This is a genomic window from Albidovulum denitrificans, assembly GCF_002973535.1.
GTDB lineage: Bacteria > Pseudomonadota > Alphaproteobacteria > Rhodobacterales > Rhodobacteraceae > Albidovulum > Albidovulum denitrificans.
Map to the genome: position 1 here is coordinate 1 of NZ_PVEP01000009.1, position 19,227 is coordinate 19,227.

A 19,227-nucleotide genomic window follows, 5' to 3' on the forward strand; every position below is an offset into this window, starting at 1 on the left:
GGCCGGAATCGTCGCTCTTTGCGCTGGCCGTCGCTGCCGGACCGTGGTCGTGCCCTGCATGATCGTGGCCATCGTCGCGGCTGTGGTCCGCGGCGTCCTCGTCTTCGGCCTTGTTGGCGGCACCGGGCAGCATGAAGTCCTTCTTCGCGCCCGCCTTGCGGGGTTCGATCCCGTATCCAAGGGCGCGCACGGTCTTTTCGACCTTGTCGCGTCCGGTCTGCGCCTCATCCAGCGTCAGACGCAGGCGTTCCGACATGATCGCGACCTGGACATCGCTCACCCCGGGCAAACGCGAAACCGCATCCTTGATCTTCGTCGCGCAGGACCCGCAGTCCATACCGGACACGGTCCAGTCGCAGAATTCTTCGCTTTTTGAACCCGACATCGTCTTCCCTCCTGCCCGGAAGCGGACAGTTGCCCTTATCGAATCAGGAACCTAAGTTCTCTAGCAACTAGAGCTTCAAGGGGAATGTGATGCTGACCATCGGAAAATTGGGAGACGCTGCCGGTGTGAAGGTTCCGACGATCCGCTACTACGAGCAGATCGGCCTCTTGCCAGAGGCCGAACGTAGCGCGGGCAATCAGCGGCTCTACAGCCGAAAGGCGCTGGAGCGTCTAGCGTTCATCCGGCACGCCCGCGGTCTGGGTTTTACGCTCGAAGCAATCCGCGATCTTCTGAGCCTGTCGGACAGGCCCGATCAGTCTTGCGCCGCCGCCGACGCCATCGCCAGGGCGCAGCTAGCTGAGGTTGAAAGCCGCCTGGCGCGTCTGACCGCGCTCAAGGCCGAACTGGAACGCATGGTCGTGCAATGTGCAGGCGGGAAGATCGCCGATTGCCGGGTGATCGAGGTGCTGGGAGATCACGCCCATTGCGCAACCGATCATTGTCATCCGCACGCAGACCATCTGGAATAGGTGAGCCTCTTGCCGCGTGCTTTATGTGGCGGCCGCCTTCTTGCGTTCAGGTCCACAGCTTTCAAGGTCACATTGGGCACCATCGGCAAGGTTGGAAACCTGTTTCATTTGCCGTCCACGTTTCCGAAGCCACATCGCGCCGCCAGCCAGAACGGCCAGCGCGATGGCACTGCACAAGATCACATCGAGGGGTAGGCTGGCCAGCCATCCGCTTACTAAGCCCCCGGTTCCAGCCAGTCCGGCGGCAATGAGCGCAGGCCAGACCAAAGGCACGACAAGCGGGGCACAACAGGCAGCGCAGGCCGCGACTGTTCCGGTGATGACAAGTCTTCGCGAAACCATGAGATCCTCCGTATCTGCATCTTGAGGTGGTCTAGCTCTTCAAGTTACTTTAAGAGCAAGTTGAATTTTGGGGAGATCGTGTGATGGCATTCTCCATCGGCCAACTCGCGGACAGGTCAGGGTGCACGCCGCCGACGATCCGGTATTACGAAAGCATCGGTCTGCTGGCGGCACCCTTGCGCAGCGAAGCTGGAAGACGGTCCTACGGTCAGGCTGATGTCGCCCGACTGGCGTTTATCCGGCGAGCGCGTGATTTTGGTCTGGGGATACCTCAGGTCCGTGACCTGCTTACTGCGGCAGACGCCCCCGCATCCGCCTGCGCCACAGCGCGCCCCGTGGTCGAGGACCATATCCGCGCTCTGCGTGCGAGACGGGCGGAACTGAAGGCTTTGGAGGCAGACCTGACCGCAATCCTCGTTCGATGCGATGAAGGGTGCAGGACGGGAACCGCCGCCGACTGCGCGATATTCGGAGAGTTTCGCCTGCCGGGACGGCATGTCAAATGATGACGATCCTTGTTTACGCAAGTGCCGCTTTGGCCGAGATCGTCGGCTGTTTTGCGGTCTGGGCCTGGATGAGGCAGGGTGCGAGTGCCCTCTGGCTTGTGCCCGGTCTCCTCAGTCTGGCGGCATTCGCTTGGCTACTGACCCTGGCCCCTTCCGATTTTGCTGGCCGCGCCTACGCGGCCTATGGTGGGGTCTATATTGCAGCCTCGCTTGGCTGGCTTTGGGCCGTCGAAAAGCAGCGACCTGACATCTGGGATGTGACCGGAGCGGTTCTCTGCGTCGTAGGTGCCGCAATCATCCTCCTGGTTCCCAGAGGAACCTGATGGTCATTTGGCGTCCTGCCAGTTGGGATGTGCACCCGCTGCGCAGTTGAAAGATCAATCGGACGTGTGTTGCCGGATCGTCCGAGCTGTGCCATTCAGGGCGAATGGCTGCGATTTTTAGATCATTTCTGGCTCTGCTGTTGGTTGTGACCCTGTTTGGGGCCACGGCCTTTGAGGCATCGGCCAGCCTTGCAGCCGAAATTGCCGCAGTGTCGGATCCTTGCTGCGAAGGCGACTGCCCCGAGGATCCGGCCTGTGGTGCCGCTTGCATGATGATGATGCGGTGCGGAGTTCCGTCCCTTGCCCTGCCGCAGACTCCAGAAGTGCTGTTCAATTCTCCCGAGGCCATCGTGTCCCTGATGATGCCGGAGCAACCTCCGCCGTCCGGGTTGCCACCAGATGGCTTGAAGCGACCTCCCCGCACCTGACCCCGCCGCGTGTCTTGACGCGCAGATGATACCGGTTGCACCCGCGCCTCTTGGGCGATCGGGGCAAGGCTTCAATCAATCCAATGGGGTTACTTCCTATGAAAACGACTTACGCTGGTTTCTGCGGCGCTGTGCTTGCGCTAGCAGTGTCCTCGTCCGCTGTCTTGGCAGGCGCAGAGGATTATCGCTTCGATCTGGTTTCCACCGATCACAGCGTCGGCTCAGGCGCAATCCTCGAAGTTCGGCTGACCGACCTTCGCACCGGCAAGCCGGTCGAAAGAGCTGTCATCTACGCAACCCGCATGGACATGGCCCCAGACGGGATGGAAATGATGACTACGCCGGTAACGGCGATGCCCTCCGACGTGCCCGGAAACTACCGCTTTACCACCGATCTGACGATGGCCGGCGGTTGGAGGTTCTCGGTCGCGGCCAAGGTTCAGGGCGAACCTGAAACCGTTTCGGCCGAAATCGAGCTGCAGGCCGGTCCATGAGCGGCGCGGCTAGATTGGTGACACTCGGCGTCGTGGCAGGGGCCGCCGCCTGGGGCGGGCTGGCTGCTGGAGAGCGGGGCTTCACCGTCAGTAGCCTGCAGGACGCTGCCGTGATGCAGGTCTCCATGCTGCTGGGCCGCGATGTCGCAGCGATGCCCGCACCGGAACCGACCGGAGCCGTCATCTATTGGCGCCACCCGGACGGGCTGCCGGAATGGTCGGGCACAGAAGCCGTGACAGCGGATGGCCGCGCCTTCCTGCCAGTGCGGTCCAGCGAGGACATCTCGCTGGACCCGTCCGACAAGCCTGTCGCCGCGCCCGCCCCCGAGGAAGGGGGCGAGCGCACCGTACTTTACTACCGCAACCCGATGGGTCTGCCCGACACCTCGCCGGTGCCGAAGAAGGACTCGATGGGTATGGACTACATTCCGGTCTATGAGGGTGGCGATGGTGACGAAGGGTCGGTTACTGTCTCACCCGGCAAACGGCAACGGACCGGGGTGCGGACAAGTGAGGCCGTGCTGGCACCGCTGGCCGCATCCCTGCGCGCGCCGGGGATCGTGGTGCTGGATGAGCGCAAGATCAGCGTCATTTCGCTGCGCGCCGATGCTTTCATCGAGACTGTGGCGGATGTGACCACCGGGAGCACGATTGCCGAAGGTGCGCCGCTGGTGACAATTTACTCACCAGAGATCGCATCGGCACTTGCGCAGTTCGTGACCGATGTTCGGTCAGAAGGGAGACAGCGAGAGGGCGCGCGACAAAGGCTGGAAAATCTCGGCGTGCCGGGCGAGGTCATTGACCGGATTGCCATCGAAGGTCAGACAACCGTCAGCATCCCGATCATGGCCCCGCGTAGCGGGGTGGTTCTGGAACGGATGGCGGTCGAAGGCATGATGTCCGAGGCCGGCGAAACCCTCTTTCGGATCGCCGATGTCTCGACCGTCTGGGTGATCGCTGAAGTGCCGGAGTCCGCTTTAACGGACATCGTCCCGGGGTCCGAGGTGCGGGTCAGTTTTCAGGGCCTCGGCGAGGAAGCGACGCCGGGTCGGATCGCCACCATCTACCCTGAACTCGACCTGCTGACCCGCACGGCCAAGTTGCGGATCGAACTTCCCAATCCCGATGGCCTGTTGCGCGCCAACATGTTCGCGGACGTGGAAATCATGCTGGACCAGACACCGGTCGTACAGGTGCCAGAAGGCGCATTCATCGACACCCGCGACCGGCAGGTGGTGATCCTTGATCTGGGCGAAGGCCGGTTCCGGCCCGAGCCGGTGATCGTCGGGCGCAGGGGCGGAGGCATGATCGAGATCGTCAGCGGAGTTGTGGCTGGCGACGTGGTGGTCAGCGCGGCCACGTTCCTGATTGACGCGGAAAGCAACCTCAACGCGGCCCTTGCAGCCCTTGCAGCTCCCGACTCCGCGCCGGAGGCGAAGCCATGATCGCCCAGATCATCGCCTGGTCTGCCAGAAACGTACTGCTGGTGCTGTTTGCGACCGTCTTCACCGTGGCGGCGGGCCTGTGGTCACTGCGCACTCTGCCGATCGACGCCATTCCCGACCTGTCAGACGTACAGGTGATCGTGCTGACCGAGTATCCGGGGCAAGCGCCTCAGGTGGTCGAGGATCAGGTGACCTATCCCCTGACCTCGGCAATGTTGACCGTGCCGCAATCGCGCGTGGTGCGGGGGTTCTCGTTCTTCGGCATCTCTTTTGTCTATGTGATCTTCGAGGACGGGGTGGACCCCTACTGGGCACGCTCCCGCGTTCTGGAATACCTCAACGCCGCTGCTGCGCGTCTGCCGGATGGCGTGACACCCGCCCTCGGTCCGGACGCCACTGGCGTCGGCTGGGTCTATCAATACGCGCTGAAGGGCGAGAACCTCAGCCTGGCCGAGTTGCGGTCCTTGCAGGACTGGGTGATGCGCTTTGCCATCAGCCGCGCCGATGGCGTGTCCGAAGTGGCCAGCGTCGGCGGCTTCGTCAAGCAATACTCGGTCACCGTCGATCCGGTGCGGATGCGGGCGCTCGGTGTCACGTTGTCAGAGATCGGCGAGGCCGTCGCCGCCAGCAACATGGACACCGGCGGGCGCACGGTCGAGCTGTCGGAATTCGAGTTCATGGTGCGCGGGCGCGGCTATCTGGAGGGGATCGCCGACCTGGAAATGGTGCCGATCCGCGCAGAGGGTGGCGTGCCGGTCCTGTTGCGTGACGTGGCGCGGGTCGAGATCTTGCCGGACGAACGTCGGGGCATCGCCGAACTCGACGGCGAAGGCGAGGTGGCCAGCGGGATCGTGCTGCAAAGGGTCGGGGCCAATGCGCTTGACGTGATCGACAATGCCAAGGCCGAGATCGATGAGATCCGGCAGGGCCTGCCCGAGGAGGTGGAGATCGTCACCGTCTACGACCGGTCGAACTTGATCCTGTCCGCCATCGACACCCTGCGCACCACGCTACTGGAAGAAAGCCTTGTCGTGGCGCTGGTCACGTTCGTCTTCCTGCTGCATGTCCGGTCCTCGCTGGTGGCGATCATCATGCTGCCAGTGGGCCTGCTCATGGCCTTCACCGCCATGCGCGCGCTTGGAATCGGTGGCAACATCATGAGCCTTGGCGGCATCGCCATCGCCATCGGTGCGATGATCGACGCCGCCATCGTGATGATCGAAAACGCGCACAAACATCTGGAACGCGCCGAGCCAGGCAAGCCGCGGGCCGAGGTTTTGATCGAGGCCGCGTCCGAGGTCGGACCGGCGCTGTTTTTCAGCCTTCTCGTCATCACCGTGTCGTTCCTGCCGATCTTTGCGCTGGAAGGGCAAGAGGGGCGTCTGTTCGGCCCGCTCGCCGCAACCAAGACATTCGCCATGGCAGCGGCGGCGCTGTTGTCGGTCACGCTGGTGCCTGCGTTGATGGTGATCTTCGTGCGTGGGCGGATCGTGTCGGAACACAAAAACCCGGTGAACCGCATCCTCATCGCGCTCTATCGTCCGGTCATTGCATGGGTGCTCAGGGCGCGGGTGTTCACAATCGTTCTAGCGCTGATGGCGCTTGTCGCCACCGTCTGGCCCGCGCGCCAGCTGGGGTCGGAATTCATGCCGGCACTGGACGAGGGCACGCTGATGTACATGCCGACCACGCTGCCGGGTCTGTCCGTCACCAAGGCGGCGGAACTTTTGCAGATGCAGGACCGCATCATCCGCACCTTTCCCGAAGTCCTGACAGTCTTCGGCAAAGCAGGCCGTGCAATGACTGCTACCGACCCCGCGCCAACAGAGATGTTCGAGACGATCATCCAGCTAAAGCCGAAAGACGAATGGCGCCCCGGCGTATCGATGGAAAGCCTTCGCGCCGAAATGGACGCCGCCCTGCAATTCCCCGGTGTCTCGAATGTCTGGACCCAACCAATCCGCGCCCGCATCGACATGCTGGCGACCGGAATCCGCACCCCTGTCGGGGTCAAGGTCTTCGGCACCGATCTGACCGAGATGGAGGCAATCGCACGGCAGGTCGAATCGGTTCTGCGCAACGTTCCTGGCACCAGTAGCGCCTATGCCGAACGGGTGATCGGCGGCTATTATCTCGATATCGTGCCCGACCGGGAAAGGATGGCGCGCTACGGCCTGTCCATCCGGGATGTGCAGGAAGTCATCGCCATGGCGCTGGGGGCCGAGGCGATCACCCAGACCGTGGAGGGGCGCGAGCGCTACAACGTGGCACTGCGCTATCCGGCGGCGCTGCGGCAAGACCCCGATGCCATCGCGCGCGAAGTGCAGGTGGCGCTGCCCGGTGGCGGAACCGTGCCCTTGGGTGAGGTGGCCAAGGTGGAGCGGGCACGCGGAGCTACGTCGATCCGCACCGAGAATGGGCAGTTGGCGGTATATATTTTCGTCGATATCGCAGGCCGCGATCTGGGCGGCTACGTCGCCGAGGCGCAGGCGGCGGTGGCGCGCGAGGTAGCGCTGCCGCCCGGCTACTCGTTGGGCTGGAGTGGACAGTTCGAATACCTCGAACGTGCCAAGGCGCGGTTGGCCATCGTGGTGCCGGTCACCCTGGCGGTGATCTTCCTACTCTTGTTCCTGAATTTTCGCCGCCTGACCGAAACGCTGATTGTCATGCTGTCGCTGCCCTTCGCGTTGGTGGGTGGCGTGTGGCTGATGTGGTGGATGGGATTCAACACGTCTGTCGCGGTGGCCGTCGGGTTCATCGCACTGGCCGGTGTCGCGGCAGAAACCGGGGTGATCATGCTGATCTACCTCGACCATGCCCTCGCCGAACGCAGGGCCGACGTCGTCAGCTCGGGCCGCTCCTTCACCCGTACCGATCTAGACGCCGCGATCATGGTCGGAGCGGTGGAACGGGTCCGGCCCAAGATGATGACGGTGGTGGCCATCATGGCGGGCCTGATGCCGATCCTCTGGGCACACGGCACCGGGTCCGAAGTGATGAGCCGCATCGCAGTGCCGATGATCGGCGGCATGGTGTCTTCGACGATCTTGACGCTGGTCGTGATCCCGGCAGTCTATGCGCTCATAAAGGGGCGCGGGCTAGCTCGGGATGAACGAAAGGAGATCAAAGGTTCTATCGTGGGGTTGTAGCGCTGAAGAAGCGCATGACAGTGACTGTCAACGGGGCTGGCAGCATGGCTCTCACGAGAACAGGTCGCCTGAAGTTTCGAGTTTACTCTTGAAAAGTCATTCGCGGCTTTCACAACAGCGTTTGTTGAAACGCATTTATGTTTCCGGCCGGAATATTCGCCTCGGTGGCACACGACTTTCATCTTCAGTCGACACCTCTCCATGAAAAAACCGGCGCGCTCTTTGCGGTCTTGCCTTCTGATCACGCTCGCGGAGCTGCGGCCTTGGCCATGATTGAGCGTCATTTTGATATCTCTCCTGCCAACACTGCCTGTCCATGCACCGCGAGGGCTGCAGCGAACCTAGGGCATCCAAACTGCTGGACAGTATCGACGACTCGAGCCTCATAAGCAGCCTGCCCAATCAGCCTGCAGAGATCCGACGCATGAAACTGCCGATTGGAACTTGGGGCGGCCCGTATCTGGTCATGAAGCTCTAGCATCGTGGGATCTGCTTTGCGCTGCGGTTCCGGCGCTGATGAAGATGTTGGAGCCGTACTTGATGGGTGGGTCCGCCAGCGGCGCATGAAGCCGAGCAAGTATCCAGCAGGAACGCGTGCATTTCCACGCGCCCTGTTGAAGGCAAGGAAGCGCTCCCAGATGACCTGCGTGTCGACGTTCCAGCAGGCGAGCGATTCCTTCGCGGCTTTGATCAGCTCGGCCCAAGGTGTGCGATAGACGTTGGTTCCCGCGGCGATCTCAATTCTTCCCACAAAGTAAGTTTTGTTCTTAGACTCTCTTGATAGTGATGTGTCGCCTGAGGCTGACACGACATCTGGCGACGCATCGGTATCCTCTTGTCCCCCGAACCTGAACAGCCAAGGCGCGAACTTGCCATTCGGCTTCCACCGGGCAAGTGCCAGGCTTGACGCAGCGAGCTCGACCAGTAGCGCCGTCAAATGCTGCCGCGAAACCCCCATCTTTTCGGCGAGCTGCGCCAGCGTGAACGCGGCTGTTCCGCGCTCCAGCCCGGTGTAGCCATCCTTCCAGGCGATCCCGTCGAGGATGATCGTCGCGAGCTTGTGCGCCGCCGTGGAGAGCGGCGTTTCCGTGATGCGGCGCAGAATGGCGCCGGTCGTGAGTTCCATGATGTGTCGTTCCGTCTTTGGGCGACACCAGACCGTGAGGTGTGCGAAATTTCGTTCCGGCAAAGGCATTTGCCGGTTGAACGGACCCAAAGCTCGCGCTAAATTCCCACTACCACGAGGAAATCAGTGCGGCGTCGGGCCTATGGTCTGGCGTCGTTTCTGTTTTTGGGGGTCTTAGTCTTTCGATCGTTTGAGATCAGGCTGGCACGTCAGGTCATCAGTAGCGCACCTCCTCGAAGCCGTAGGTGCCCTCGTAGTCGGTCCAGTCGACGAAGACGCCGCGGAACCAATAGTCAGAGCAGCTAGTCCCCGGGCGGAACGCTGAAGCGGACGGAACCCGGGCCGGCGTGGACCGCGCCCAGGCGAAGTCACCCTGTTCGCCGTAGGTCCCCTCGCGGATTGTCGACCAGGTGTTGCAGTCACCGTCCCTGTTGCGATGTCGCCGGTATTCGACCTGGAAGACATGGATTGAGCGCACGAAGTCGTAAGCCGGATCGGAAATGTCGACGTCCGCCCGGTCTTGGACCAGATAAAGCTCGGCAGGGCTCTCGCCCCAGGACTCGTGAAGTTGCTCTCTTCCCTCACGCAGCGCGATCTCGAACAGCCGCTCCATGGGGGCTTTCTCGCGGTTCAAAGATGCCCGCATCGGGCAGTTCCAGATCTGCAGCGGCGGCTCGACCGGCCAAGGCGTGATCCGAGCGATGAAGACAGCACGGGCGTGGGCACATTCCGCTGAAGCCGGCCAGCCGCCTGCAAGGCAGAGAAGGATTGCACAATCGACGGGATAGGCGGCAACCGGCGCCGCAAGCGATAGGGAGACTGCGGTCGCTGCGACGGCGGCCGCGGCTCGTAGAGAGTTCATTACTGGTTTCCTTGTGAAAGAGCCTGAAGGGAAGGAGCAGGGAGGCTTGTTTTGGCGAGGTCAACCGTCGGGCTCGGTGCCGAGCGCCTGATAGTCGCGGATCGCGCGGTTGATCTCTTCGGACACTTCTGCTCGCGCGGCATCCAGACAGCGCAGATAGGCCTGCGCCTCATCGAAATAGGCCGTGAACTCCTGCCCGAGCTCCACGCGAAACTCGGCACGCGTGGCGGCATCCATGACCGGCGCGGGCGGGACAGGCGGCAGGCAGTCCAGTGCCGTCGCAGCATGAGCGACCCCGCAGACAGGGATTGTGAGCAGGGCGGCGGCGACGAGGCGTGTTCGGCTTGAGGTGAGAGGTGGCATCCGCGGTCCGGGGTTTCAAAACATGTGCATAAATTGCAAAACACCGCTATTGACGCAATAGGATTCTACCGCTAGTGGTGCCGTCACGTTGTGCGACGACATGTTTCTCATCAGCGCAACATGCACTATGTTCTGCCGTGAGCGTGTTGCTTTCGGAAGGTGCCAACCCATGAGGAACTTGACCCCGGTGATCTTGCAGGCCGGACTTAAGGAGGCCCTAACCGAAGGCGGCATCGTCGAAGCCCTCTGTGTCGAGGACGCAAAGAAGGTTCTCAATGTCTGGCAAGGCACCTGGCGCATTCAGTTGCGCCTTGGCGATCAGACAGCCCTTCTGGTGATCTCGCGCGGGCTCGAACCCCGGGAGTTCAAGACCGTCACCGGTCTGATCTCCTTCGCGGTCGAGTTGGGTCTGACCACGGTCCCCGTTCCTTTGAAGAAGGGCGAGAAGGTGACCTGGACCCATGACGCAGCGGTGGAGCCCATTCCCTGATCTGACCCGCGGCGCAGGGCTGGCGCTTTGGCTCATGGCCGCACAAGGTGCCGTGGCCGAGGTCATTGATCTGGGGGCAGGGACAGAGGACTTGCGGGTTCGGGCCAGCGTTCTCGATTTTGGCAAAGAGCTTCCCAAACGCGGCGATCTGAACGGTGCCGAGTTCACAGATAAAGCTGATGCCGATGCTGATGACGAAGGTCTCCTTGTACTTGCGTCCTATGGCACCACCCAGAAAGGCAGGGGTCCGCGTGGATCGGCCGAGATCGAGCACCTCATACTCGACGTCGGCGACGACTACCTCCGCCATCCGGCGCTGAAAGCGGCCGGGCTCTCCGGGACGGAATGGCTCGCGCTCTTCCGGGCCAACATCGCCGTGGAATCCGCCTTCAATCCGAATGCGCGCTCATCGGTCGGGGCCATCGGCCTGGGTCAGCTGATGCCAGGAACCGCCGATCTGCTCGGGGTCGATCCCCATGATCCGGAAGACAACCTCCACGGCTCGGCCCGCTATCTCCTCGCACAGCTTGAGGACTTCGGCGCCGCCGATCTTGCACTCGCTGCCTACAACGCCGGACCCGAAGCGGTCCGCGACTATGGCGGCATTCCCCCTTACGCCGAAACCGAGGGCCATGTGGCCAAGGTTCTGCGGCTGACCAACGCAACCCTCAGTTCGGAGTAATCCACATGTTCCGCAATTTTTTCGGCGCGCGATTGCCGCGCCTGGCTTTGCACACCCTTCTGCTGGCCCTGCCCTTCGCGGCGATGCTCGCGGAGCCCGCTCTCGCGCAGAACCTCGACCCCTTGGAGAACATGCTTCAGACCGTGGTCGATGCGCTGACCGGCCCGATCGGTCGGCTGATCGCCATCCTCGCCGTCGTGGCTGCCGGCTACATGATGTTCACCGGTCGTCTGAACTGGCCCCTCTTCCTTGCCATCTTCTTCGGTGTGGTCCTCGTCTTCTCGGCCGCAACCATCATCGACGGCTTTGCGGCCCCCTGAGGCGGGATTGGCGACAGGTCGGGTGGCATCGCACACCCGGCTTGGCCGATCCCTCGGATGTTCCCCATGTATGACGCGCCCCTGTTCCTCGGCCTCACCCGGCCGCCGAAGATATTCGGCCTGCCCATCGGCTATTTCGTGAGCCTGATGCTGGGCTCGGTCATTCCCTTCGTGGGCGCCAACGATTGGCGGTTTCTGCTGATCGGCGTCATCGGCTATCCGGTCCTGTGGTTCGTGGCAGACCGCAATCCAAACCTTTTCGAGACCATCGCGGTGGTCTTTTCCCGGACCCCCCGCACACGGGGCAAGTCAGCCTTTGGCGGAGATCGCCATGTCAGCTGACCTCAAGTCTCTCTTCCCGGCCACGCCGGCGCTACGATCAGTCTTGCGACCTGAGGATCTCGCGGCCGAAACCCTCGCCCGTCACTTGCCTTGGCTCTCCGCACCCGCGGACAATTTGATCCTGACCCGGCAGGGTGACCTGATCGCCTCGGCCGTGGTCGAAGGGCAGGACAGTTTCACGACGGACGAGGGGGACCTCTCGCTTGCGACCACTTCGCTCGCGCGGCTGATCGGCCAGCTGGGCGAAGGGTTCGGGTTACACGTCTCCAAGCTGACCCTGCCAGACGCCCCACATCTGAAACCCTTCGATGGTGAGGGTTCCGGGGAGGCGTTCGCGGCGACGGTCGATGCCCGCTGGCAGGCGCATCTTCGCGCCCGCACCCTGAAACGCCGGGTGCTGGTGATCTCCCTCATACTGCGTCCCACTGCGCTGAAACGTGCACCGCTGATTGGCGCTCTTTTCAAAGCGGCGTTCACGGGTAATCTTGGCCAGCGGATCGAACGCCTGAATGAAGCTATGGGGCTCTTGGCCGGTGCTTGCCAAGGTCTGGGCTTCCGGCGCCTGACCGTTTCTTCGGGGGAATGGCTAGGTCTCCTTGGCGTAATTCTCGGGCAGCCGATGGCTAAAGTCCTTCCGATGCGCGGCCGGTTTCTTGCCGAGGCCGTCGCGTCATTGCAGATGACCTTTTCTGGCAAACGGGTGGAGATCGATAGCGGCGCCGGGCAGCGCTTCGGGACGATCTTCGGCGTTAAGTCCTATCCGGCCCGTACCTGGGCACGGATGCTGGACGCGCTGGAACTGCCCTACGACATCGTCATCACCAACAGCTTCACGCCCGCCCGCAACAACGAGATCGAAGAGCGCATCAAGCGCACGGCGCGCCAGATGCGTGCCTCCGAGGATGCCGCCGAAACCCTGCGTCAGGAGCTCTATGAAGCCGCAGACAACGTCGCCTCAGGTCGACAGGTCTTTGGCAAGCATCACCTGACGGTCATGGTCACGGCCGAGAGCCCGGAACAGCTGGAAGAGGCCGCCTCCGAGGTATGGCGCGCCGGACAGGATTGCGGGGCGACATTAGTGCGCGAGAGTTTCGCAGCCCGCGCGGCATGGTTTGCCCAAGCCCCGGGTAACTGGGCCTATCGTCCACGCACAGCACTTTTGTCAGCCCAGAACTTCGCACACCTCGCGGCGCTCCACCGGGTGACGGAAGGTCGTTCAAAGGTACAGTCCCCGTGGGGCGAGACGATCACGGCGCTGCCGACGGTGACCTCGAGCCTCTACCGCTTCAATTTCCACGACAAGGGCGAGCGCGGTGCCGAGCCGAGTGCCGGCCACACGTTGGTATTGGGCCGCACGGGGTCGGGCAAGACCCTCGGCACAGCCTTCTTGATGGCGCAGGCGCGGCGGGTTCATGCCCGCGTCCTCGTCATCGACAAGGACCGAGGCCTCGAGATGGCCGTGCGCGCTCTGGGTGGCAGCTATTCCGCGATCCGGATCGGCGAGGCGACAGGTCTCAATCCGTTCCAGACCGAGACTGATGAGCGCGGAGCAGCCTGGCTCACCGATTGGCTGGGTGACATCCTCGCAGGTTCGCGCGCCTTCGAGACCGCCCAAACCGTCAGCCTCAACGCCGCTGTCCGTCAGATCGTTTCGGCCGATCCACGGCTCCGGACCTTCGATGGCTTGGCCACCCTCGTGGCCTCAACCGACGACGAGGGTGACCTTGTCGGCCGGGTCCGCGAATGGGGGCAGGGGGGTCGGCATGGCTGGCTCTTTGGACCGGGGGCCACATCCCAGATCAGCCTTTCCGAGGATGTGGTCGGCATCGACATGTCGGAGATCCTCGATCTTGGGACGGAACGCTCGGCACTTCTCGCCTATCTCTTCCGCCGCATCGAGCGAGTGATCGAGGATCGCCGTCCGACCCTCATCGTCATCGATGAAGCCTGGAAGATGCTCGACGATCCGATCTTCGAAAAGCGCCTGCATGACTGGCTCGTCACCATGCGGAAGAAGAATGCCGTGGTGATGATGCTGACCCAGACACCGACCCATCTGACCCGGGTCAAGGTCGGCCAGATCATCGCGGAAAGCGTGGTGACGCAGCTTCTCTACCCGAACCCGCGCGCCAACCCCGAAGATTACCGGATCCTGCGGCTGAACGAGAAAGAGGCCGAGTTCCTCTGCACGCCCACGGGTGGCCTGCGCCTCGCCCTCCTGCGCTCGGCCGGGGACTCGGTCTTCGTGAACATGGACCTGGCCACCCTCGGGCCCGCGCTCGCCGTTCTTGGCGGTGGCCGATCCGGCGAAGACCGTGCCCCCTATGGCTGGCGCGACAGCCCTGATTTCTGGAAGGACATGACGTGACCCGACACAACCACTTGATCCCCCTTTCCCTTCTCGGGTTCACCCTCCTCTCCGCCTGTGCTGGCGTCGAGACAGGGGCCGTCTCCCCGTGCCACGGTCAGTTTCGCGCCGAGGGCAAATACTTCGCGGCGCGGGAGCAAAGCGATGGCACGACAGTCATCGTCTCGACGATGAACGCCCCCGACGCCCATTGCGCGAACTGAGCCACCCCATGCGTTGTGCCCCCCTCCTTCTCGGGCTTCTCCTCGGCACTGCGGTGCCCATGGGCCTCCTGGCCCAGGGAGTGCCGATCATCGACGGCTCGCGGCTGTCGAATTTCATCTCACGCCTCGTCGAACAGGCCGAGGACGCGGTGAAGCAGGGGGAGAAACTCAGCACACGCTCCGAGCTCAGCGAGATCGAAGACGAGCAGCTGGCCGCCTATGAGCGTTTCCTCGCAGACACGACCGGCGTGACCGACCTCAGCGGCTTCGAGATGGGGACGGGAACCTTCCCTCCTGCTGACGAGGTCTATCCCATTGAGGAGGCAAGCCCGGAAAGCCAGCGGCTCTTCGGGGAAGGCGAGACGGTCGAGGCGATGATCATCGCGACGGCGGCGCGCTATGAGACTCATCCCGGCGTCGAGAAGGTCGGGCTCACGCCCACGACCTGGCGCATTCTCCTCCAGTCGCTGGTGAAGCAGGAGAGCGGGTTCTCAAATGCAGCCATCAGCCCGGTCGGGGCCATGGGCTTTTGCCAGTTGATGCCCGGCACCGCCGCTGATCTCGGCGTCGATCCGACCGACCCGCTGCAGAACCTCGATGGTGGCGCACGCTATCTCGCGACCCAGCTCAACAGCTTCGGCCGGATCGACTTCGCCCTCGCGGCCTATAACGCAGGGCCCGGCAACGTCCAGAAATACGGTGGCATCCCACCTTTCGAGGAAACCCAGAACTACGTCCGCAGGATCTCGGGCTACTACGACGCCTACCTCTCGGTGATCACTGGCGCGGACGTAACCGGCACTTTGGCGGGGGTGGAGGGTGCAAGTGCCGAATGGGGCAATATGTCCTCGGCCTTCATCGGCTATTCCGGCCAGCAGTCGGGGCAGATCGAGGCGGCGATGGCCCGGATCAAGGGGTTCCTGGCAGAGGCCAAGCCCCAGACCCCGAAACAGGCGGTCGACCAGAACACCTACATGCTCGCCGAGCGCGCGCGCCTCATGGCCCTGACGCTGCGGCTGCGCGCCGGTGCCGTCAAGGTCGAGGCGGCCCGTGGGCTCTCGGATGCCGCGCAAGCCCTGCAATACACGACATTCTGGGAGTATTCGGATGCACCGTAACATCACGGCCGCGACAGCGGCGCTGTGCTTTTCTCTTATCGGGTCAGCAGCCTTCGCCCAAGGCGTGCCCGTCATCGACGGCACCAACCTCGCCAAGAACATCGAGCAGCTGCAGGCAGCCCTCCGCGATGCCGAAAACCAGATCGCGCAGATCGAGGAGTTGAAAAAACAGGTCGAGACCGGTCTCGAGCAGCTGACCAACCTCGAAGGCATCCTTGGGTCGATCTCGGGCCTGAACGAGATCGCGAGCCTTTACAATTCGATGGAGGACCTGCGTTCGCGGGCGGCCAAGATCACCGACCTTTCCGGCTTCCAGGATGCGCTGACCATCGGGGATTTCGACGGGCTTCTGGACAGCCTTCTCGATGGCAATGTGACCATGGGCGACAAGATGGCCGCCGAATACATGCGCGACACGCTGGAAGGGGCCGGGCTCACTTCGGAAACTCTTGCCGGGCTGTCGTCATCGGAGAACCCGCAGGACAAGCTCATCGCGACGACCGCAGCGACGAGTGCCACGGCCATGGGCGTGGCGCAGCTTTCCTATGAGGAAGCCGCCCAAAGTCTCGCGCGGATCGACGGTTTGGTGGCGGAAATCGCCAATCAGGAGGGCCTGAAGGAAAGCATCGACCTCAACACCCGGATGGCGGCCGAGACCAACTACATGCTCGGCCAGATGTGGCGTCTGAACGCGGCCGCGGGGCTCGCTGCCGGCCAGACCGGCGTCAACTGGGCCGCAGAGCAGGCCAAGGAAAAGAGCTTCTTCGACTACTCGGGGGCCGAATGATGCGGCGGACGTCTCACAAGGTCGCGGCGGTTTCTGCCCTCATCTGCCTTGCCAACATGGCTGCGGCAGAAGACATCGCCACTTTCAGCGACATTCAGCTGATCGAAGAAACCCGGGAAGCGGTAGTGGCGCAGGATGCTGATGCTGCTCTCTACCTTCTGACCGAGATGCAGCGGCGCGGTACCGGCATCTTTGCTGCAGCTGACTGGCCTTCCTGCGAAGAGGTGATCGACTTGCCCGAGGGGATCACCGATTGGAAGTTCCGCGCAGTGGCTCGGCAGGCCTATTTTCGCGTGGCGATGTCTCGGCGGCTTGAAGAAGGCTCCTGCGCTTGCCTCTTCGACGGCTTCAGCTTCGACGCCTTTGTAACGGCCGCCTTGGGCAAGTCGACGGCAGAACTGACCGATGCAGACCGCCCGGCGCTGGAACGTATCCGCGATGAAGATCGGCGTGCAACCGAGGCGCGGTTTCGCGAGCTTGAGCAAAGCTGCCGGGCCAAGTGATCCATGGCCATCATCGCCGACATTCTGACCCAGGTCGATGCCGCCGCAACAGCGGTTGGCGCTACAGCATTTTATGCTGTGGCAGCCGAGATTGTGCCGGTCTTCCGGGTCGGGTCGGTCTTGGTGGTGGCTCTGGTCGGGATCAACCTGATGGCACAAGCTGTGCCGATGACACTGCGCAACGGGCTCGGCCTGATGGTTCGGATCGCGGTTGCCTCGGCATTCCTATCATCCTGGACGAACTTCAATTCGGTTTACGTCGTTTTGACTAACGCCCCGAGTGAAATCGGAGCTGTCGTGATGAACGCCTTCGGGGATGGATCGGGCGATCTCTACGAGGGGCTCGATGCCCTTTACCTGCAAGCCCTCGATGTGGGTCAGGCGATCAGCCAGAACGGCAGCTACATTACCGGTGCCCTTGCGGGCCTCCTTATGTTCCTGGTGGCAGCCCTCATGGCGACCGTATCGATCATCGTGATCTCGGCCGCGAAGATCATGATCGGTGTCCTTGTCATCTTCGCACCCGTGGCCATTGCCTGCACGCTCTTCAAGGTCACTGCCCCGCTCTTTGACCGATGGGTGAACCTCGCCCTCGGCTTCGCACTCTACCCGATGCTGACGTCCGGAATGGCTGCCTTCACGATCTACATCGCGGAGGACCTCACCCCGGCCTCCCTGGCCTCAGTCGAGACTATTGGCGATGTCTTGAGCTTCGTGGTGGTCATGATGCTCGGCACCGGCCTCATGGCCATGGTGCCGACGATCGCGCAATCCCTCGCGTCGACCGCGACCGGTCTTGGCAGCGTCGCAGCTTCAACCTTCCGCACAGCGGACAGCGTCAAGGGCTATGGACGCACGGGCATCGCGTCGGGGATCGGCGCGGGCCGGGGAGCGGCTGGTCTCGACGCCGGCGGTCGCCGTCCGTCAGATGCTCGCCTGAACGGGAACACCGCCGGACAGATCGGGCGGTCCGCCGTGCAGACCGCGATGCGACTCGCCAGCCGGACACCGGACAGAAGCTGATGCCACAGAATTCGAGAAGTGGAGGACCGCCCATGGAGGCGCATGGATTTGATGTCGATCTCGTGCTGGAGCCCCGCCTCTCGGCCCGGCGCGCCTGGATTGTCGCGAGTGCCGCGGGCGGGCTGAGCCTGATCCTTGCAACCGCACTGGTACTCGTCCTGCCTTTGCGGGAAACCCAGGTCTTCACCGTCCTCGTCGATCGGCAGACGGGTGACGCCGAAAACATCCTGCAGGTCGCCCCGACCGGGATCGAGGACCAGGAAGCGCTGAAGCAAAGCCTCCTCGTGGCTTACGTCTCAGATCGCGAAGGCTATTTCCTCGCAGGCATTCAAGCCCGGCTCGAGAGCGTCCAGCGCCGCTCCACAGGGGGCGCGGAGGAAAGTCTGCGACTTCTCTGGTCGAAGGGCGGCGGCAATTCTGCCTATCCGCCCGATGTCTATGGGCCCGGTGCGGAAGTCACGGTGACCGTGCGCCGGATCACGTTCCTTTCGCCGAACGTCGCCCAGATCCGTTTCCTGAAAACCCTGCGCAAGACGAAGCAGGAGCCGGTGACCCAGCCCTTCGTCGCCACGGTCGAGTTCGCCTTCGCGCCGAAGACCGAGCGCTCCCTCGCCCATGTCTGGGAAAACCCGCTCGGCTTCACCGTCTCGGCCTACCGCGTCGACGCCGAAACCCTGGAGACCAATCCATGAGCCGCTCTCTCCTCCTCTCAGGGATTGCCTTTGTATGCGCTCTTGGCGTCGCGAGTGTTGCCCACGCCGAAGTCGCCCCCGCGTCGATGGGCGCTGACGCTCGTGTCCGGTCGGTCCTCTACAACCCCGTCGATGTCATTCGGCTCGACACGCATCTGCGCGTGAACACCGCCATCGAATTGGGCGCAGGCGAGAGGATCGATTCCGTCCTTCTCGGCGACAGCGAGGCCTTCGAGGTCGAGGTGCTCTCGAACCGGACCACGGTGTCCGTGAAGCCGTTGATCCCCGGGGCCGAGACCAACATGACGATCTACACAGGGCGGCGCACAATCTCGTTGTCGATCAGCGAGGGCCGGTCTCGCAACCCGACCTATCGGCTGGTCCTGCGCTATCCCGAGACCGGCACAAGCCGGACGACCCGTACCACCGTGGCGGCAGGGTCGCGCGACATCGGCTATGCCTGGTCGGGCGACGAGACCCTGAAACCCGTCCATATCTGGAACGATGGGCAAGCGACGTACTTCGCCTTCGCACCGGGTCTTCGGCCCTCGATCTTCGGCGTCGATGCGACGGGCCGCGAGGTGACGCTGAACTCCGGCACGCGGGGCAGCATCGTCCGCGTCTCGGGGCTGCGCTCCGCCTATTCGATCCGGATCGGCACGCAGGTCCTTTGCATCGAGCGGGTGGATGGCGGCGTGACCACCGATCCGGCCCTGCTCGCCAAGCTTCAGGGGTGGGAGTTCTGA

The 19,227-nt window shown here is 63.0% G+C and carries 22 protein-coding genes; 18 read left to right on the top strand and 4 right to left on the bottom strand.

Going from position 1 to position 19,227, the window contains the following annotated elements; all coding sequences use genetic code 11:
• The coding region (locus LX70_RS16415; protein ID WP_245885115.1) for a heavy-metal-associated domain-containing protein at positions 1 to 385 on the bottom strand (385 nt) is incomplete at its 3' end.
• Between the two features lie 89 nt (positions 386 to 474).
• On the opposite strand from LX70_RS16415, the gene LX70_RS16420 reads away from it, so the two are divergent.
• The 6 genes from LX70_RS16420 to LX70_RS16445 all read left to right on the top strand — a co-directional run bounded on the left by LX70_RS16420 (position 475) and on the right by LX70_RS16445 (position 7,602).
• Positions 475 to 915, top strand: coding sequence for a MerR family transcriptional regulator (locus tag LX70_RS16420; protein ID WP_035714088.1), 441 nt, complete (start codon positions 475 to 477; stop codon positions 913 to 915).
• A gap of 425 nt (positions 916 to 1,340) precedes the next feature.
• Positions 1,341 to 1,763: a MerR family transcriptional regulator gene (locus LX70_RS16425; protein ID WP_105515896.1), complete on the top strand. Its 423-nt coding sequence runs from the start codon at positions 1,341 to 1,343 to the stop codon at positions 1,761 to 1,763.
• On the top strand, positions 1,760 to 2,086 hold the full coding sequence (locus tag LX70_RS16430) for a YnfA family protein (protein WP_197647731.1): 327 nt from the start codon (positions 1,760 to 1,762) through the stop codon (positions 2,084 to 2,086). Before LX70_RS16425 ends, LX70_RS16430 begins: the two co-directional genes overlap by 4 nt.
• A 526-nt stretch (positions 2,087 to 2,612) precedes the next feature.
• A complete protein-coding gene (locus LX70_RS16435) occupies positions 2,613 to 3,008 on the top strand; it encodes a FixH family protein (RefSeq protein WP_105515897.1) in 396 nt (131 codons plus the stop codon).
• A complete protein-coding gene (locus LX70_RS16440; RefSeq protein ID WP_105515898.1) occupies positions 3,005 to 4,453 on the top strand; it encodes an efflux RND transporter periplasmic adaptor subunit in 1,449 nt (482 codons plus the stop codon). The genes LX70_RS16435 and LX70_RS16440 overlap by 4 nt, the downstream gene beginning before the upstream one ends.
• Positions 4,450 to 7,602 carry an efflux RND transporter permease subunit gene (locus LX70_RS16445; protein WP_105515899.1) on the top strand — a complete coding sequence of 1,051 codons (3,153 nt, stop codon included), beginning with the start codon at positions 4,450 to 4,452 and terminating at the stop codon, positions 7,600 to 7,602. Before LX70_RS16440 ends, LX70_RS16445 begins: the two co-directional genes overlap by 4 nt.
• Before the next feature lie 280 nt (positions 7,603 to 7,882).
• On the opposite strand, the gene LX70_RS16450 is transcribed toward LX70_RS16445, so the two are convergent.
• From LX70_RS16450 to LX70_RS20890, 3 genes are all read right to left on the bottom strand, one after another.
• The gene (locus LX70_RS16450; protein WP_105515900.1) at positions 7,883 to 8,728 is read right to left on the bottom strand and encodes a hypothetical protein; all 846 of its coding nucleotides are present in this window, start codon (positions 8,726 to 8,728) and stop codon (positions 7,883 to 7,885) included.
• Between the two features lie 217 nt (positions 8,729 to 8,945).
• Complete coding sequence (locus LX70_RS16455) at positions 8,946 to 9,590, bottom strand: hypothetical protein (protein ID WP_105515901.1); 645 nt, start codon at positions 9,588 to 9,590, stop codon at positions 8,946 to 8,948.
• A gap of 60 nt (positions 9,591 to 9,650) precedes the next feature.
• Positions 9,651 to 9,953, bottom strand: a complete 303-nt coding sequence (locus LX70_RS20890; protein ID WP_146111631.1) for a hypothetical protein — start codon at positions 9,951 to 9,953, stop codon at positions 9,651 to 9,653.
• A gap of 169 nt (positions 9,954 to 10,122) precedes the next feature.
• On the opposite strand from LX70_RS20890, the gene LX70_RS16460 reads away from it, so the two are divergent.
• The 12 genes from LX70_RS16460 (at position 10,123) to LX70_RS16515 (ending at position 19,227) form a co-directional block, all read left to right on the top strand.
• Positions 10,123 to 10,443, top strand: coding sequence for a hypothetical protein (locus LX70_RS16460; RefSeq protein ID WP_105515902.1), 321 nt, complete (start codon positions 10,123 to 10,125; stop codon positions 10,441 to 10,443).
• Positions 10,415 to 11,125, top strand: a complete 711-nt coding sequence (locus LX70_RS16465) for a lytic transglycosylase domain-containing protein (RefSeq protein WP_245885116.1) — start codon at positions 10,415 to 10,417, stop codon at positions 11,123 to 11,125. Before LX70_RS16460 ends, LX70_RS16465 begins: the two co-directional genes overlap by 29 nt.
• 5 nt (positions 11,126 to 11,130) lie before the next feature.
• Positions 11,131 to 11,445: a TrbC/VirB2 family protein gene (locus LX70_RS16470; RefSeq protein WP_105515904.1), complete on the top strand. Its 315-nt coding sequence runs from the start codon at positions 11,131 to 11,133 to the stop codon at positions 11,443 to 11,445.
• A gap of 66 nt (positions 11,446 to 11,511) precedes the next feature.
• The gene (locus LX70_RS16475; protein WP_105515905.1) at positions 11,512 to 11,787 is read left to right on the top strand and encodes a VirB3 family type IV secretion system protein; all 276 of its coding nucleotides are present in this window, start codon (positions 11,512 to 11,514) and stop codon (positions 11,785 to 11,787) included.
• Positions 11,777 to 14,155, top strand: coding sequence for a VirB4 family type IV secretion/conjugal transfer ATPase (locus LX70_RS16480; protein ID WP_146111632.1), 2,379 nt, complete (start codon positions 11,777 to 11,779; stop codon positions 14,153 to 14,155). The genes LX70_RS16475 and LX70_RS16480 overlap by 11 nt, the downstream gene beginning before the upstream one ends.
• Positions 14,152 to 14,358, top strand: a complete 207-nt coding sequence (locus LX70_RS16485) for a hypothetical protein (RefSeq protein ID WP_105515907.1) — start codon at positions 14,152 to 14,154, stop codon at positions 14,356 to 14,358. The genes LX70_RS16480 and LX70_RS16485 overlap by 4 nt, the downstream gene beginning before the upstream one ends.
• A 59-nt stretch (positions 14,359 to 14,417) precedes the next feature.
• Complete coding sequence (locus LX70_RS21065; protein ID WP_211301744.1) at positions 14,418 to 15,476, top strand: lytic transglycosylase domain-containing protein; 1,059 nt, start codon at positions 14,418 to 14,420, stop codon at positions 15,474 to 15,476.
• Complete coding sequence (locus LX70_RS16495) at positions 15,466 to 16,263, top strand: type IV secretion system protein (RefSeq protein ID WP_170076235.1); 798 nt, start codon at positions 15,466 to 15,468, stop codon at positions 16,261 to 16,263. Before LX70_RS21065 ends, LX70_RS16495 begins: the two co-directional genes overlap by 11 nt.
• A complete protein-coding gene (locus LX70_RS16500; RefSeq protein WP_105515910.1) occupies positions 16,260 to 16,766 on the top strand; it encodes a hypothetical protein in 507 nt (168 codons plus the stop codon). The genes LX70_RS16495 and LX70_RS16500 overlap by 4 nt, the downstream gene beginning before the upstream one ends.
• A gap of 3 nt (positions 16,767 to 16,769) precedes the next feature.
• Positions 16,770 to 17,789 (top strand): TrbL/VirB6 family protein, encoded by a 1,020-nt coding sequence (locus LX70_RS16505; RefSeq protein ID WP_105515911.1) that lies wholly within the window; start codon positions 16,770 to 16,772, stop codon positions 17,787 to 17,789.
• Between the two features lie 32 nt (positions 17,790 to 17,821).
• Complete coding sequence (locus LX70_RS16510; protein ID WP_170076237.1) at positions 17,822 to 18,481, top strand: VirB8 family type IV secretion system protein; 660 nt, start codon at positions 17,822 to 17,824, stop codon at positions 18,479 to 18,481.
• Positions 18,482 to 18,567: 86 nt separating this feature from the next.
• Positions 18,568 to 19,227 (top strand): TrbG/VirB9 family P-type conjugative transfer protein, encoded by a 660-nt coding sequence (locus LX70_RS16515; protein WP_170076238.1) that lies wholly within the window; start codon positions 18,568 to 18,570, stop codon positions 19,225 to 19,227.

What these genes read in the sequence shown, in the direction of transcription:
- LX70_RS16510 (WP_170076237.1), top strand. Translation starts at nt 17,822, where the DNA reads ATGGAGGCGCATGGATTTGATGTCGATCTCGTGCTGGAGCCCCGCCTC.
- LX70_RS16505 (WP_105515911.1), top strand. Translation starts at nt 16,770, where the DNA reads ATGGCCATCATCGCCGACATTCTGACCCAGGTCGATGCCGCCGCAACA.
- LX70_RS16480 (WP_146111632.1), top strand. Translation starts at nt 11,777, where the DNA reads ATGTCAGCTGACCTCAAGTCTCTCTTCCCGGCCACGCCGGCGCTACGA.
- LX70_RS16445 (WP_105515899.1), top strand. Translation starts at nt 4,450, where the DNA reads ATGATCGCCCAGATCATCGCCTGGTCTGCCAGAAACGTACTGCTGGTG.
- LX70_RS16435 (WP_105515897.1), top strand. Translation starts at nt 2,613, where the DNA reads ATGAAAACGACTTACGCTGGTTTCTGCGGCGCTGTGCTTGCGCTAGCA.
- LX70_RS16440 (WP_105515898.1), top strand. Translation starts at nt 3,005, where the DNA reads ATGAGCGGCGCGGCTAGATTGGTGACACTCGGCGTCGTGGCAGGGGCC.
- LX70_RS16500 (WP_105515910.1), top strand. Translation starts at nt 16,260, where the DNA reads ATGATGCGGCGGACGTCTCACAAGGTCGCGGCGGTTTCTGCCCTCATC.
- LX70_RS16495 (WP_170076235.1), top strand. Translation starts at nt 15,466, where the DNA reads ATGCACCGTAACATCACGGCCGCGACAGCGGCGCTGTGCTTTTCTCTT.
- LX70_RS16515 (WP_170076238.1), top strand. Translation starts at nt 18,568, where the DNA reads ATGGGCGCTGACGCTCGTGTCCGGTCGGTCCTCTACAACCCCGTCGAT.
- LX70_RS16455 (WP_105515901.1), bottom strand. Translation starts at nt 9,590, where the DNA reads ATGAACTCTCTACGAGCCGCGGCCGCCGTCGCAGCGACCGCAGTCTCC.
- LX70_RS20890 (WP_146111631.1), bottom strand. Translation starts at nt 9,953, where the DNA reads ATGCCACCTCTCACCTCAAGCCGAACACGCCTCGTCGCCGCCGCCCTG.
- LX70_RS21065 (WP_211301744.1), top strand. Translation starts at nt 14,418, where the DNA reads ATGGGCCTCCTGGCCCAGGGAGTGCCGATCATCGACGGCTCGCGGCTG.
- LX70_RS16425 (WP_105515896.1), top strand. Translation starts at nt 1,341, where the DNA reads ATGGCATTCTCCATCGGCCAACTCGCGGACAGGTCAGGGTGCACGCCG.
- LX70_RS16420 (WP_035714088.1), top strand. Translation starts at nt 475, where the DNA reads ATGCTGACCATCGGAAAATTGGGAGACGCTGCCGGTGTGAAGGTTCCG.
- LX70_RS16465 (WP_245885116.1), top strand. Translation starts at nt 10,415, where the DNA reads ATGACGCAGCGGTGGAGCCCATTCCCTGATCTGACCCGCGGCGCAGGG.
- LX70_RS16450 (WP_105515900.1), bottom strand. Translation starts at nt 8,728, where the DNA reads ATGGAACTCACGACCGGCGCCATTCTGCGCCGCATCACGGAAACGCCG.
- LX70_RS16460 (WP_105515902.1), top strand. Translation starts at nt 10,123, where the DNA reads ATGAGGAACTTGACCCCGGTGATCTTGCAGGCCGGACTTAAGGAGGCC.
- LX70_RS16430 (WP_197647731.1), top strand. Translation starts at nt 1,760, where the DNA reads ATGATGACGATCCTTGTTTACGCAAGTGCCGCTTTGGCCGAGATCGTC.
- LX70_RS16475 (WP_105515905.1), top strand. Translation starts at nt 11,512, where the DNA reads ATGTATGACGCGCCCCTGTTCCTCGGCCTCACCCGGCCGCCGAAGATA.
- LX70_RS16470 (WP_105515904.1), top strand. Translation starts at nt 11,131, where the DNA reads ATGTTCCGCAATTTTTTCGGCGCGCGATTGCCGCGCCTGGCTTTGCAC.